Here is a 15,861-nt window from a genome sequence, read left to right on the forward strand (position 1 = left end):
GAAAAAAAAGAAAAAAAAAGGGAAAAAAGTAGTTGACAAAGGTTAATAAATTTGATAATATAGATTTTGTCAATTGCGAGAGTGTTTGACGAGGACAATGAAAACATAAGAAGAAGCAAAAGAAGATGTGATAGGAATAGAGATAAGTTATTAAGGTGGTAAGAATAAATTATTGAATGAAGAGTTTGATCCTGGCTCAGGATGAACGCTGACAGAATGCTTAACACATGCAAGTCGATGGGGAAGTAGTACTTGTACTATGGTAACCATGGCGGACGGGTGAGTAACGCGTAAAGAACTTACCTTTAGGACAGGGATAACAGAGGGAAACTTCTGATAAGACTTGATATAATTATGTAGTTGCATGACTGTATAATGAAAAGGGATGCCTAGAGAGAGCTTTGCGTCCTATTAGTTAGTTGGTGTGGTAAAGGCATACCAAGGCGATGATAGGTAGCCGGCCTGAGAGGGTGGACGGCCACAAGGGGACTGAGATACGGCCCTTACTCTTACGGGAGGCAGCAGTGGGGAATATTGGACAATGGAGGAGACTCTGATCCAGCAATTCTGTGTGCACGAAGAAGGTTTTCGGATTGTAAAGTGCTTTCAACAGGGAAGAAGAAAGTGACGGTACCTGTAGAAGAAGCGACGGCTAAATACGTGCCAGCAGCCGCGGTAATACGTATGTCGCGAGCGTTATCCGGAATTATTGGGCATAAAGGGCATCTAGGCGGCATAGCAAGTCAGGGGTGAAAACTTGTGGCTCAACCATAAGCTTGCCTTTGAAACTGTGATGCTAGAGTATTGGAAAGGTGGGCGGAACTACACGAGTAGAGGTGAAATTCGTAGATATGTGTAGGAATGCCGATGATGAAGATAGCTCACTGGACGATAACTGACGCTGAAGTGCGAAAGCTAGGGGAGCGAACAGGATTAGATACCCTGGTAGTCCTAGCTGTAAACGATGATCACTGGGTGTGGGCAGGAAGACTGTCTGTGCCGAAGCAAATGCGATAAGTGATCCGCCTGGGGAGTACGACCGCAAGGTTGAAACTCAAAGGAATTGACGGGGACCCGCACAAGCGGTGGAGCATGTGGTTTAATTCGACGCAACGCGAGGAACCTTACCAGATCTTGACATCCTCAGAAGATAGTAGAAGTACTATTGTGCCTTTGGGAACTGAGAGACAGGTGGTGCATGGCTGTCGACAGCTCGTGTCGTGAGATGTTGGGTTAAGTCCCGCAACGAGCGCAACCCTTATCGTTAGTTACCATCATTAAGTTGGGGACTCTAGCGAGACTGCCTGCGAAGAGCAGGAGGAAGGTGGGGATGACGTCAAGTCATCATGCCCCTTATGATCTGGGCTACACACGTGCTACAATGGGCAGTACAAAGAGGAGCGAGATGGTGACATGGAGCAAATCTTGAAAGCTGTTCTAAGTTCGGATTGAAGTCTGCAACTCGACTTCATGAAGTTGGAATCGCTAGTAATCGCAAATCAGCAATGTTGCGGTGAATACGTTCTCGGGTCTTGTACACACCGCCCGTCACACCACGAGAGTTGTTTGCACCTGAAGTTACTGGTCTAACCGTAAGGAGGAAGGTACCTAAGGTGTGAATAGTGATTGGGGTGAAGTCGTAACAAGGTATCCGTACCGGAAGGTGCGGATGGATCACCTCCTTTCTAAGGAGTATAGAATATACATCTGCTTCTTTTTATGTTTAATCTTTAAGATTGAGGGCGTGTAGCTCAGGTGGTTAGAGCACTGTGCTGATAACGCAGGGGTCACTGGTTCGAGTCCAGTCATGCCCACCAAGATTTTAGGGAATGTTTGTATGGGGATATAGCTCAGTTGGGAGAGCGCTGCCCTTGCAAGGCAGAGGTCAGCGGTTCGAACCCGCTTATCTCCACCAAGAGTAAAAAAGGACAATGGGAAATGAATAGTAGGTAAAAGAGAAACAATGGAATCAGGGATGATTTAGAGTTGGAATGTTAAAAAGCGAATTAAGGGCACACGGAGGATACCTAGGCAACTTAAGCCGAAGAAGGACGTGATAAGCTGCGAAAAGCTGCGTTAAGGTGCATATAACCGAAATAGGCGCAGATATCCGAATGGGAGAACCTGTATATCTGGAGGATATACACGAGAGGGGTAAGTCCGTGAACTGAAACATCTAAGTAGCGGGAGGAAAAGAAAGTAAAAACGATTCTCAAAGTAGCGGCGAGCGAACTGGGAGCAGCCTAAACCATGTATGTGTATGAAGTTGGCGACGTTGCATATATGGGGTAGAGGGACTTTACTAAACAGATAGCCATAAAGTTTAAGTTAATATGATTGAAGTGGAAATAGTTGGGAAGCTATACCGAAGAAGGTGACAGTCCTGTATGACGTAAGATTATGTTAATGAGTTAAAGGACCCGAGTAGCATCGAACACGAGGAATTTGGTGTGAATCAGCGTGGACCAAATCACGTAAGGCTAAATACTTAAGTTGACCGATAGAGGAGAGTACCGTGAGGGAAAGGTGAAAAGAACCCTTAGCAAGGGAGTGAAAGAGAATTTGAAACCGTGTGCTTACAAGCGGTAGGAGCACGAGAGTGTGACTGCGTGGATTTTGGTTAATCATCCTGCGAGTTATGATGTGTGGCGAGGTTAAGTAAGCGGAGCCGAAGGGAAACCGAGTCTTAAGAGGGCGACAGTCGCATGTCATAGACGCGAAACCTAGTGATCTAGGCCTGTCCAGGTTGAAGCTGGGGTAAGACTCAGTGGAGGACCGAACTCACCGCCGTTGAAAAGTTGGGAGATGAGATAGGTTTAGGGGTGAAAAGCCAATCGAACTAGGAGATAGCTCGTTCTCTCCGAAATGCATTTAGGTGCAGCCTTAATTTAGATATATGGGGGTAGAGCACTGTATGGCCTAGGGGGCGTATAGCTTACCGAAGTCAAGCAAACTTCGAATACCATATATTGATGATTAGGAGTGAGTCTATGGATGACAAGGTCCATGGACGAGAGGGGAACAACCCAGACCACCGGCTAAGGTCCCAAATTATGTCTAAGTGGGAAAGGAGGTGGATATTCATAGACAACCAGGAGGTTGGCTTAGAAGCAGCCATACCTTAAAAGAGTGCGTAATAGCTCACTGGTCGAGAGTATCTGCGCCGAAGATGTAACGGGGCTAAGACATAAACCGAAGCTGTGGAATCACGAAAGTGATTGGTAGGAGAGCGTTCTGTAGGCCGAAGAAGGTGTACTGAAAGGTATATTGGAGGTATCAGAAGTGAGAATGCAGGAATGAGTAGCGAGAAGGAGGGTGAGAATCCCTCCGGCCGGAAGTCCAAGGTTTCCAGGGGAAGGTTTGTCCGCCCTGGGGGAGTCGGGACCTAAGCAGAGGCTAGGAAGCGTATGCGAATGGAAAATAGGTTAATATTCCTATACCACTATTGATTGTATAAGAGATGGAGTGACGCAGGAAGGTATGTGAGAAGACTGACGGAATAGTCTTTCTAAGGGAATAGTATGAATATATAGGCAAATCCGTATATTTAAATATGAGACCTGATGGGTAAGTACGTAAGTATAAGTTACAGATCCTACACTGCCGAGAAAAACTTCTATTTAGAGATATAGTGCCCGTACTGAAAACCGACACAGGTGGACAGAGTGAGAAACTTAAGGCCGACAGGATAACTCTAGCTAAGGAACTCTGCAAAATAGCCCCGTAACTTAGGGAGAAGGGGTACCTAATATATTTGAGAAGAGAAACACTTTGAGAAGAAATAGGTCGCAGTGAAGAGTCCCAAGCAACTGTTTACCAAAAACACAGGTCTATGCTAAGCTGAAAGGCGACGTATATGGGCTGACACCTGCCCAGTGCCGGAAGGTTAAGAGGAGGATTGAGAGATTCGAATTGAAGCCCCGGTGAACGGCGGCCGTAACTATAACGGTCCTAAGGTAGCGAAATTCCTTGTCGGGTAAGTTCCGACCTGCACGAATGGTGAAATGATTTGGGAGCTGTCTTGGCTGGAGACCTGGTGAAGTTGTAATGTCGGTGAAGATACCGATTACCTGCAGTAGGACGGAAAGACCCCGTGGAGCTTTACTGTAGCTTGGCATTGGGTTTTGGCAATGTGTGTATAGGATAGTTGGGAGACTGAGATACTAAGGCGTCAGTTTTAGAGGAGTCATCGTTGGAATACCAACCATATGTTGTTGAAATTCTAATCATTGATTTGGAGTTAATGAGACAGTGCTAGGTGGGCAGTTTGACTGGGGCGGTCGCCTCCAAAAGAGTAACGGAGGCGTTCAAAGGTTCCCTCAGGTTGGATGGAAATCAACCGGAGAGTGCAAACGCAAAAGGGAGCTTGACTGCGAGACTGACGGGTCGAGCAGGTACGAAAGTAGGAGTTAGTGATCCGGCGGTACCGAATGGAAGGGCCGTCGCTCAACGGATAAAAGCTACCCCGGGGATAACAGGCTGATACTTCCCAAGAGTCCATATCGACGGAAGTGTTTGGCACCTCGATGTCGGCTCGTCTCATCCTGGGGCTGGAGAAGGTCCCAAGGGTTGGGCTGTTCGCCCATTAAAGAGGCACGCGAGCTGGGTTCAGAACGTCGTGAGACAGTTCGGTCCCTATCCACTGCAGGCGTAAGAATATTGAAGAGATCTGTCCTTAGTACGAGAGGACCGGGATGGACAAACCTCTGATGTACCGGTTGTCACGCCAGTGGCATGGCCGGGTAGTCACGTTTGGAAGGGATAATCGCTGAAAGCATCTAAGTGAGAAGCCCACTTTAAGATGAGTGTTCTTTTAAGTAACCATCGAGAACAGGTGGAGATAGGCTGGAGGTGTAAGTGTAGTAATACATTTAGCTGACCGGTACTAATATTACGTTAGCTTTTAATATATATTTCTCTTTTACTACTACTATTTATTTCTCATTGTCTTTACAATGTATGTATAGTTTGGTGATGATAGCAACAGGGATACACCCGGTTACATTTCGAACCCGGCAGTTAAGTCTGTTTACGCCTAAGATACTTAGAGTTCATCTAGGGAAAATCGGTAATCGCCAAACTTTTTTATATGATAAAAAATAACATTTAATTTTTAGAATTTATTTCTAAAATGAGTGTTATTTTTTATTAAAAAATTTTTAATAAATTGTATTTATCTGATGTTTGTATAGATAAAAAATAAATATTATATTTTTTGAATAAAACATAAGAAAGAAATTTATATTTTGTAAAATGATTTTAGCACATTCAATTTTGTGATAAAATAAGTATAGAGTTAAGAAAATATGTTATTTAATTTAAGTAAAAATATAAATTAACATAGTATAAATAATAGATTGATAAAAAACAGAAAAATAATAAAAATATTTTATAAGTTAGAAAAATTTGATGACTTAAAAAAGTTAATAGAGTATAGAAATTTTTAAAGCAACAAAATTTTATTTAACCCTTTGCTATTAAGTCTATCATGGGAAATAAATATACAGCAAAACTTTTTTTAACTTGTGTAAAATATAGTTAATATTAAGTACATAAAAAAATTATAAACAGTATTAATATTAGAAATCAAAAATAATAGAAAGTTTGTAATAAAAATGTATTTGAATAAACATTATTAATTTTTTAATATGTCGACATACTGTATAAAGAAACTTTTTTAATTTTTGGAAACTGATATTATATAAATTAGATTAAAAGAATTTGATTTATAGATTTTTAATGATAGTATTTAGTAAAAATGAACACATCTGATATTGCAATTTATAACTACAATTTATCTTTCTCTTCTTCATTGAGTAATGATAGATAAAAAATATTAGAAAAAAATGTAAAATTAATTGATTGAGTTTTAGATTTAATTTGATATTTTTGTGACAAAAGCTCAGTATTAATGATTATTTTATGAAGCTGAAAATATAGTTGTCAGGAGATTGCGTATCTCTATTCAGTTTTTTGTAGGAAATGAAGATAAAAATTGTTAAGAGATAGTTTCAATACTTAAATTATAATTTTTAGGCTATCAAAATGGATTAGATAACAGTATAAAACTAAGATAATAAAAAAATAGAGAATTTTTTAAAGTTTTAAAAAGATGTAATTTTAATGAAATATAAAAATAGCGAGAGATTTTTTAAAGGAATATAGACTTTTTTAAAATATTGATAATTATTATTTTTCTTTATTTTGAGACTTCTTTTTGATATACTGTTTATATATCAAATTAAGTAAAAAAAGTAAAATTTTATTAAAAGGTGAGTTTATGGAAGAGAATAAAAAAATTGATGTCGGTATTATGTCGGTTTTTAAAATAATGAAGAATATTAAAAAGTTATATTTTAAAGCCCAAAGTTTAAGTAATTCTCAGATGAATTGGAATTATATGGGAAGCGGAACGGTAAAAATTACGTTGGATTATAACAAGCTTTATTTTCTGGATGAAATAATACTTGATAACGGAGGGAAATATTTAGACAGGAAAATGTGGTATTTTCATGATTCTTGTATTGAATTTTATCATTTCAGAAATGAAAAATATGAGAAAATATTTGAATTTGAAATAAGAAACAATAAATTTATATTAAAAGAAAAATATGAATGTCAACCTGACGTTTATTACGGTGCCTTAAATATTTTAGATGATAAGATATTTTTCACTATGAATATAAGAGGAATGAGAAAAGATGAATTGCTGGAATACATATATCTGCCTGAGGACAGAGATATGAAAGCCGAAGAAAATATATAATAAAAATAAAATATATTTACGGAAGGAATGTAATATGAGAAACAATAAATTTATTCTCCTTGACCGTGATGGAGTAATTAATGTTGAAAAATCTTATTTATATGAAATAAAAGATTTTGAATATGAAAAAGAAGTGATAAATTCGCTTAAACGTTTATCAAAATTGGGATATAAATTTGTAATTATAACTAATCAGGCAGGAATTGCCAAAGGATATTACACTAAAGAAGACTATTTTAAATTGGAAAAATATATTGAAAAAGACTTGTATGAAAAAGGAATAAAAATACAAAGAACATATTTCTGTCCTCACCATCCTGATGTAACAGGAAATTATGGGATTGAATGTAAATGTAGAAAGCCCGCTATGGGAAATTTTTTAAAAGCAATTGAGGAATTTAATATTGATACTAAAAAGTCCTATATGATAGGTGACAGGATTTCTGATTTGATACCTGCTGAAAATTTAGGAATAAATACAGTTCTTGTAAGAACGGGCTATGGAAAAGAAAATGAAAAAAAACTTAAAAATTTAAAACAGAAACCGATAATCGTAAATAATATCTCGGAATTTGCGGATTATATTGAAAATTATATTGAAAAATCTTTTGTCAAGTGATATAATCTTATAATATGACTTATATGTAAAATTGGAGATAATTCAATGGAAAAAATGGACAAAAATGAAATATTTTGGAATATTATAAATAGTAAAAATACTGATATAGGAAATTATGTCGGAATAAATAAAATTTCAATGAATTCAAAGGAAATAGGAAATGGAGATTTATTTTTAGCTATAAGAGGTGGAAATAAATTTGTTAATGAAGCACTAAAAAAAGGGGCATATGTTGTATATGACGACAAGAATACTGAAATAGAAGAAAATTATGAAAATAGAGCTTTTTTTGTGGATGATACAGTTTTATTTTTACAGAAATTTGCAAAAAAATGGAGAGAAGAATTAAATGTAAAAGTTATAGGAATTACAGGGAGTAACGGAAAAACTACTGTAAAAGACATGGTATATCAGCTCCTGTCAGCTAAATATAAAGGAAAGAAAACAGAAGGGAATTATAATAACCATATAGGATTACCCTTCACTTTACTTCGTCTTGAAAAAGATGATGAATTTATAATTTTGGAAATGGGAATGAGCGGTTTTGGAGAAATAGCCCTTCTCGGAGAAATAGCACATCCTGACATAAGTATAATTACAAATATCAGCGATTCTCATTTGGAGTTCCTTTATAACAGAGAAAATGTTTTTAAGGCAAAAACAGAAATATTACCTTATACAAAAGAAACTTTAATTATAAATGGAGATGACAGTTATTTAAAAAAACTGGAAAGTAATACTTTAAAAATAATAAAAGTTCTTGATATGGAAAATGAAAAAAATGTTATAAATAATAAAAATTTGTGTTTTTATTACAATAATGTGGATTTTGATGAAAACGGAACTAATTTTTCTTTGAAATATTTTGAAGATAAAAAGGGAAATATTATTGAAAAATCATTTAAAACAAATGTATTGGGTAAGCATAATATATTAAATATTGTAATGGCAGTAGCAGTAGCAAAAGAATGCGGAGTGGAAAATGAGTATATTGAAAAATCAATAAATAATATAAAACTTACGGATATGAGATTTCAGATAATTGAGAAAGGAGAAACCGTATATATAAATGATGCTTATAATGCCAGTCCTTCATCAATGGAGAAATCATTGGAAACATTTTCCGAAATTTATAATGATAGAATAAAAACCGCAGTTTTAGGAGATATGTTGGAACTGGGAGAAAAGGAACTGGAACTTCATTCTTTACTTTCGGATACTATTGAAAAAACAAAATTGGATAAAATATATTTATATGGAACAAGAATGAAGAGTCTATATGATAAATTACAAAAAAATTTTGAAAAAGAAAATTTAAAAAAAACGGAAATTTTTCATTTTTATAATAAAGAAAAAATAAAAAATGAACTAAAAAAAATTACTGATAGAAAAGTTATACTGATTAAAGGATCAAGAGGAATGAAACTGGAAGAAATCATTGAATAAACTGAGAAGGAGCATATGATGTTGTATTTTTTGCAATATTTATTTATAAATAACTGGAAAGTGTTAAGAATATTCAAGTCAATAACATTAAGGGCGTCAATAGCTTTTGCAATTGCATTTTTATTTATGCTTATATTCGGAAAACCTTTTATTGCATGGCTGAAAAGGAAAAAATATGGAGATACGGCAAGGGAAGATGGTCCCCAAACACATCAGACAAAGTCAGGTACACCTACAATGGGAGGTCTGTTAATAATAGGAGCAATATTATTTGCCATATTAATTTCAGGAAATTTTACTAATAAATTTATTATATTTTTATTTATAATAACGGTTTTATTTACATGTATCGGATTTTATGATGATTATTTAAAACTCACAAAACATAAAAGTGGACTTTCAGGAAAGAAAAAAATATTAGGACAGCTTATAATAACAGGTTTGACATTTGGATTTGTGTATAAATACGGAATAATAAATAAAACATTAGATTTTTCAGTTATAAATCCGCTAATAAAACATTCTTATATATATATAACACCGGTATTTTTCTTTATATTTATGATATTTGTAATAATCGGGTCGTCAAATGCGGTAAATTTGACCGATGGTCTTGACGGACTTGTAAGTGGTCCAATAATTATAGTAAGTGTAACTTTACTTATAATTACATATTTGACAGGACATTATGAATATGCAAAATATCTGAATTTATATCATATAAGAGATGCAGCCGAAATAACGGTGTATTTAGCTTCAGTGGTAGGTGCTCTTATAGGTTTTTTATGGTTTAATTTTTATCCTGCACAAGTATTTATGGGAGATACGGGCTCATTAACATTAGGAGGAATACTCGGTATAATAGTAATTTTTTTAAAACAGGAATTGCTTCTTCCTATTGCAGGTTTTATATTTATTTTGGAAGCACTTTCAGTAATGATACAAGTATGGCATTTTAAAACATTTAAAAAAAGAGTATTTAAAATGGCACCTATACATCATCATTTTGAAATGCTCGGTATACCTGAAACAAAAGTTACAATAAGATTTTGGATAGTGACAATAATGATGTGTCTGCTTACATTTGTTATATTAAAATTAAGATAAATCTATAAATATTGAAAAATTCACAAAAATTCAGAACTTGGAAAGAGGAAAACAGATGAGCAAAGCTATGGTATTCGGTAAAGGGCTAAGCGGAATGGGGGCAAAAGAACTCCTTGAAAAAAAAGAATATGAAGTATTTTTAATAGATGATAACGGAGGGATACCTTCATCAGAAGGAATTGACCTTTTAAACAGAGAAAATATAGATTTTATAGTGAAAAGTCCCGGGATTTCATGGAAAGCGGAATTGCTTCAGAAAGCATCTGAAAAAAAAGTAAAGGTAATTTCTGAAATAGATCTGGCATACAGATATATGGATAAAAATACAAAAATTATTTCTTTTACAGGAACAAACGGAAAAACAACTACATGCACAAAAATGTATGAACTTCTGAAATATGCCGGATATAATGTAAAACTTGCAGGAAATGCCGGATACTCCTTTGCAAAACTTGTAGCTGATGAAGAGATATTGGATTATATTGTTTTGGAATTAAGTAGCTATCAGTTGGAAAACAATCCTCAAGTACATTCTCATATAGCGGGTATAATAAATCTGACTCCTGATCATTTGACAAGATATAAGTCCGTTGAAGATTACTATATTACAAAATTCAATATTTTTGAAAAGCAGGATAAAAATGACTTTGCATTGATTAATCTTGATGATGAACAATTTGAAAAAATAAATAATATAAAAGATATAAATGAAAAGATAAAAGCTCAAAAAATGTTTTTAAGCACTGAAAAAAAAGGAACTGTTTTTGTTCATGAAGATAATATTTATATTATGAAAAACTTGAATGAAAGAATAGAATTTCATCGAGATGAGAATGTGGATAAAGTTGCTGAAAAACTTATGCATATAAAGGAAATTGCATTGAAAGGGAAGCATAATCTCGAAAATATGCTGTTTTTAATAGGTGCTGCAAAAATACTGGATATTTCCAATGAAAAAATTATACAGTTTCTAAAAAATACAAAGTCTCTTGAACACAGACTGGAAAATTTTTTTATAAAAGAAAAAACAACATTTATAAATGATTCTAAAGGAACTAATGTAGAATCTACTTTAAAGGCAATAGACTCTTTTGAAAGTTCTTTGATATTAATTTGCGGAGGAGATGATAAAAAGATTTCCAATGATGAATTAATAAAAAAAATAAAAGAAAAAATCGATTTTGTCTATTTAATAGGAGAAAATGCTCCTTTGCTGGAAAAAGAGCTTCAGGCAGTACGATATTTAAAATACAGTAATATGGAAACAGTGGAAAATATTTTAAAATATTTGAAAGAAAATATGGATTTCAGCAAAGAGCAAGTTGTACTGTTTTCACCTGCAACGTCAAGTTTTTGCCAGTTTAAGAACTTTGAACACAGAGGAAAGGTTTTTAAAGAATTAACGGAAAAAATTTTAGGTTAAATAAAATATATTATAAAATTCGGGAGAGATAATATTGAAAAACAGAAGAATTTTGGGAACAACTCTTATTATAATAATGATAATATTAATCGGGTTGAGTATTGCCATGATTGCAAGTGTAAGTTTTCCGAGAGGTCTGAAAGAATATAATAATCACTATTATTTCCTTACAAGACAAATTGTATGGATTATAATAGGAACAGCGTTCTTTATGTTTACAGCTTTTTTTAAATATACAAAATATAAGAAAATAAGGGGACTTCTTTATTTTTCAGGGCTTGGATTGCTTGGTGCGGTTCTTTTGTTTGGTAGGGAAGTTAATGGAGCACAAAGATGGATTAAAATCGGTTCATTGAGTATACAGCCATCAGAATTTGCGAAACTTATTTTGATTATATATTTAGCAGGACTTATGGATTTTCTGAAAAAGAAAAAAAAGAAAAGTATTGAAATATTGTTTACTCTTCTGCTTCCAATAATGGCTTACGCATTTCTTATTCTTTCTCAGAAAGCATTCAGCAGTACGGTTCAGATAGTTGTCATCGGGCTGACGATGGTATTTGTTTCAGGAGTAAAATTGAACCAGTTTTTATTCGTAGTGTTTAGTCTCGGAACATTAGGCGTAAGTGCTATACTTGCAATGCCTTATAGAGTAAAGAGGATATTAGGACATTTAGGGGATAATGATGAAGTTTATCAGCTGAAACAGTCACTCATAGCAATAGGAAGCGGAAGGTTAATAGGAAAATTTTATGGAAACGGATTTCAGAAATATTTTTATTTACCTGAAATACATACAGATTATATATTTTCAGGATATGCTGAAGAAACGGGATTTATAGGAGGGATACTGCTAATCTCTTTGTATATGGTTTTACTCGGAATAATATTGATTACAATAATAAAAATAAAAGATATGTATGCAAAATATCTTCTTATAGGTATTCTTTCAATGTTTTCCCTTCAGATAATAGGAAATCTGGCTGTTGTGATCGGGCTTGTTCCGTCTACGGGTATTCCGTTACCTATACTGAGTTATGGAGGAAGCACGACTATTGTAACAATGGCAGCTTTGGGAATAGTTTATAACATAATAAAATCTCTTTATAAACAGGAGATTGAAAGGGAATAAAAACTTCATAAATCGATATATAATCAAGAAATGGAGAAATTACAATGAGAAAAGTGTTATTTACAACAGGAGGTACAGGAGGGCATATATATCCTGCATTATCCATTGCCGAAAAAATGAGAGAAAAAAATGTGGAAGTGTTATTTGTAGGAACTAAACATAGAATGGAAAAAGATTTGATTCCTAAAGAAAATTTCAGATTTACAGGTCTTGATGTTTTACCTCTTAAATCGGTAAGCTCCGCTGTAAAAATGATTTCTGCAACTTTTAAAGCCTTAAAAGTGATGAAAAAGGAAAACCCATCTCAAGTTATAGGATTCGGAAATTATATAACAATACCTGTTCTTCTCTCCGCAAAGATATTAAGAATACCTTACTATCTTCAGGAGCAGAATTGTAAAATGGGTCTTGCGAATAAATATTTTTATAAAGGAGCGAAAAAAGTATTTGCTGCATTTGAAAATACTCTTGATGATGTTCCGCATAAATACAGGAAGAAATTTCTTGTAACAGGAAATCCTTTAAGGGAAGAATTTTATAAAAAAGATAAAAATGATGAAAGAAAAAAATTAAATATAAAAGAAAATGAAAAAGTTATTTTGGTGATGGGCGGAAGTTTAGGTGCTAAAAATATAAATGAAGCTATTTTGAAATCATGGGAAAAAATAATTAAAGATAAAAATATAAGATTATTCTGGGCTACAGGGAAAGAAAATTTTGAAGAAGCTGTTTTCAGAATGAAAGATTTTGGAAATGCTGTTATAATGCCTTATTTTGAAAATGCGGCAGATATCATGTCTGCTGCGGATCTTGTAATATGCCGTGCAGGAGCTTCCACAATATCTGAACTTATACAGTTAGAAAAACCTTCAATCCTCATACCTTATGATTTTGTAGGTCAGAAAGAAAATGCGGATGTTCTTGAATTTATAAACGGAGCAAAAACATTTTCCAATGAAAACGTGGAAAAAGCAGTGGAAGAAGCATTAGTTCTTGTTAAGCAGGATGAAATGCTGGATTTTATGAAAAACAATATAAAAGAGTTAAAAAAGGAAAATTCAGTAAATATAATAGTCGAAACAATGAAAGTAGACAGTTATTCAAAATAGATGGAGGGAAAGAATGTTATCAGAAATTAGAAATATTTACTTCAGCGGTATAAATGGAATAGGTATGAGCGGATTGGCAAAAATACTGGCAAAAGAAGGATACAATGTAGCAGGGTCGGATCTTGAAAGAAAAAATATAACCCAAGAAATGGAAGATATAGGTATCAAAGTATACATAGGTCAGACAGAAGAAAATGTAAAAGATAAAGGGATAGACCTGTTTGTTTATTCCACTGCAATAAGAGAAGACAATCCGGAATATAAATATATAATAAAAAACAATATAAAAAAAATAAAAAGAGGAGAGCTTCTTGCTGAGCTTATGAATAAGTTTGAAGGAATTGCCATTGCGGGAACTCACGGAAAAACAACTACAAGCTCGATGATGAGTGTAGCTTTTCTTGAAAAAGACCCGACTATAGTTGTAGGGGGTATAATTCCTGAAATTCAGAGTAACAGTAAAACAGGAAATTCCGAGTATTTCATAGCAGAAGCTGATGAAAGTGACAATTCATTTTTATATATAAATCCGAAATATTCTATAGTAACAAATGTAGAACCTGATCATCTGGAACATCACGGAACATATGAAAATATAAAAAAATCTTTTGAAAAATTTATAGATAGTACTGAAAAATTAGCAATTTTATGTAAAGACTGTAAAGATATTCCAACATTGGAAATAAAAAATAAAAATATTATATGGTATAGTATAAAAAGAGAAGATGTACATATTTTCGCTACAAATATTACTGTGAAAAACGGATGTACACATTTTGAAGTTATAAAAAATGGGAAAAATTTAGGAGAGTTTGTTCTCTGCATTCCCGGAGAGCATAATGTGGCTAATTCTTTGCCTGTTATATATTTGGCAGATGAAATGGGCTGTAATATGGAAACTGTCAAAGAAAGACTTACAAAATTTAAAGGAGCTAATAGAAGATACCAGGTAATATACGATAAAAATTTGAGAATAATAGATGACTATGCTCATCACCCAACAGAAATAAAAGTTACCATAGAAGCTGCAAGAGCTATCGAAAAAGGAAAAGTAACAGTCATTTTTCAGCCACACAGATACAGCAGGACAAAGTTTTTCTTCAATGATTTTATAGAATCTCTCGGTAAAGCTGATGAATTGATTCTTTTACCGATATATTCCGCCGGAGAGGACAATACTTATGACATATCTTCGGAAAATTTAGCTGAAAAAATAGGTAACGGTGTGAAAGTGTATACTGAAAAAGAAATTGAAGAACTTATAAAAAATGATAGAAATTCCAATAACAGCTATGTCTTCATGGGTGCAGGAAGTGTATCAAAACTTGCACATGAAATAAAAAACACTCTAAAATAGGAGAATAAAAAATAAGAAATTCAGGAGAAAACATATGAAAATACTTAAAAATGTGGAGATGAAAGAATATTCCCATATGAAAGTGGGAGGAATAGCTAAAGAACTTATTTTTATAGAAGATAAAAATGAACTGAAAGAAATTCTGAATACAAGAAAAAATATATTTTTATTAGGCAATGGAACAAATACTTTAATTCATGACGGAAATTTGGATATAAGTTTTATTTCTCTGAAAAATTTTAAAAACATAGAAGTTGAAGAAAAAAATGGGGAATATGATTTAGTAAGGGTGGAAGCAGGACTTGATTTTGACGAACTGATAGAATTTATGGAAAAAAATGACTATACAGGACTGGAAAATATTGCCGGAGTACCCGGTTCTGTGGGCGGTCTTGTGAATATGAATGGAGGTGCTTATGGAACAGAAATTTTTGATTGTATAGAAGAAGTGGAAGTATGTAAAACTGACGGAAAAACGGCAAAACTTAAAAAATCTCAATTAACATTCAAATATAGAACTACTGAAATAAAGCAGAATAAGTGGATTGTAATCTCAGTGTTGTTCAGATTTAAAAGAGGTTTCGATAAAGAATGTGTGATAGATAAAAAAATGCAAAGAGAAAATAAGCATCCTCTGGAATATCCTAATTTAGGAAGCACGTTTAAAAATCCTGAAGGTACATTTGCAGCACAACTTATATCCGATGCCGGACTGAAAAAGTATAGAGTGGGAGATGCTATGGTTTCGGAAAAACATCCTAATTTTATTATTAATTTAGGAAATGCAAAATTTGATGATATTATTGCTATTATCGAACACATAAAAAAAGTTATTTTTGAAAATTTTAATGTGAAACTGGAAACTGAAATAATAATACTTAAAACAGATTAACTAAGAATTG

Annotated in this window: 9 protein-coding genes, 2 tRNA genes and 3 rRNA genes; all 14 read left to right on the forward strand. The window is 33.7% G+C overall.

Annotation, left to right across the window (positions count from 1 at the left end; all coding sequences use genetic code 11):
• Positions 1-173: 173 nt before the first annotated feature.
• The 14 genes from EII29_RS10225 (at position 174) to murB (ending at position 15,851) form a co-directional block, all read left to right on the forward strand.
• Positions 174-1,685: ribosomal RNA gene (locus EII29_RS10225) — 16S ribosomal RNA — on the forward strand.
• A gap of 55 nt (positions 1,686-1,740) precedes the next feature.
• Positions 1,741-1,817: transfer RNA gene (locus EII29_RS10230), tRNA-Ile, on the forward strand.
• Positions 1,818-1,839: 22 nt separating this feature from the next.
• Positions 1,840-1,915 (forward strand) — tRNA-Ala (locus tag EII29_RS10235).
• Between the two features lie 80 nt (positions 1,916-1,995).
• A 23S ribosomal RNA gene (locus tag EII29_RS10240) occupies positions 1,996-4,909 on the forward strand.
• 58 nt (positions 4,910-4,967) lie between these two features.
• Positions 4,968-5,081, forward strand: a 5S ribosomal RNA gene (rrf, locus tag EII29_RS10245).
• Together the 16S, 23S and 5S rRNA genes with 2 tRNA genes alongside form the textbook arrangement of a ribosomal RNA operon.
• 1,199 nt (positions 5,082-6,280) lie before the next feature.
• Positions 6,281-6,766, forward strand: coding sequence for a hypothetical protein (locus tag EII29_RS10250; protein ID WP_125237437.1), 486 nt, complete (start codon positions 6,281-6,283; stop codon positions 6,764-6,766).
• A gap of 34 nt (positions 6,767-6,800) precedes the next feature.
• On the forward strand, positions 6,801-7,385 hold the full coding sequence (locus EII29_RS10255) for a D-glycero-beta-D-manno-heptose 1,7-bisphosphate 7-phosphatase (RefSeq protein ID WP_125237438.1): 585 nt from the start codon (positions 6,801-6,803) through the stop codon (positions 7,383-7,385).
• Between the two features lie 45 nt (positions 7,386-7,430).
• Positions 7,431-8,831: a UDP-N-acetylmuramoyl-tripeptide--D-alanyl-D-alanine ligase gene (murF, locus tag EII29_RS10260; protein WP_233573312.1), complete on the forward strand. Its 1,401-nt coding sequence runs from the start codon at positions 7,431-7,433 to the stop codon at positions 8,829-8,831.
• 18 nt (positions 8,832-8,849) lie between these two features.
• Positions 8,850-9,938: a phospho-N-acetylmuramoyl-pentapeptide-transferase gene (gene mraY / locus EII29_RS10265; RefSeq protein WP_125237439.1), complete on the forward strand. Its 1,089-nt coding sequence runs from the start codon at positions 8,850-8,852 to the stop codon at positions 9,936-9,938.
• A gap of 55 nt (positions 9,939-9,993) precedes the next feature.
• Positions 9,994-11,361 (forward strand): UDP-N-acetylmuramoyl-L-alanine--D-glutamate ligase, encoded by a 1,368-nt coding sequence (murD, locus tag EII29_RS10270; protein WP_125237440.1) that lies wholly within the window; start codon positions 9,994-9,996, stop codon positions 11,359-11,361.
• 34 nt (positions 11,362-11,395) lie between these two features.
• On the forward strand, positions 11,396-12,493 hold the full coding sequence (locus EII29_RS10275; RefSeq protein WP_125237441.1) for an FtsW/RodA/SpoVE family cell cycle protein: 1,098 nt from the start codon (positions 11,396-11,398) through the stop codon (positions 12,491-12,493).
• Positions 12,494-12,537: 44 nt separating this feature from the next.
• Positions 12,538-13,602, forward strand: coding sequence for an undecaprenyldiphospho-muramoylpentapeptide beta-N-acetylglucosaminyltransferase (gene murG, locus EII29_RS10280; protein WP_125237442.1), 1,065 nt, complete (start codon positions 12,538-12,540; stop codon positions 13,600-13,602).
• Between the two features lie 13 nt (positions 13,603-13,615).
• A complete protein-coding gene (gene murC / locus EII29_RS10285; RefSeq protein ID WP_125237443.1) occupies positions 13,616-14,959 on the forward strand; it encodes a UDP-N-acetylmuramate--L-alanine ligase in 1,344 nt (447 codons plus the stop codon).
• 4 nt (positions 14,960-14,963) lie between these two features.
• The gene (gene murB / locus EII29_RS10290; RefSeq protein WP_255411035.1) at positions 14,964-15,851 is read left to right on the forward strand and encodes a UDP-N-acetylmuramate dehydrogenase; all 888 of its coding nucleotides are present in this window, start codon (positions 14,964-14,966) and stop codon (positions 15,849-15,851) included.
• Positions 15,852-15,861 lie beyond the last annotated feature (10 nt).

This window comes from Leptotrichia sp. OH3620_COT-345 (assembly GCF_003932895.1).
In the GTDB taxonomy this organism is placed as follows: Bacteria; Fusobacteriota; Fusobacteriia; order Fusobacteriales; family Leptotrichiaceae; genus Pseudoleptotrichia.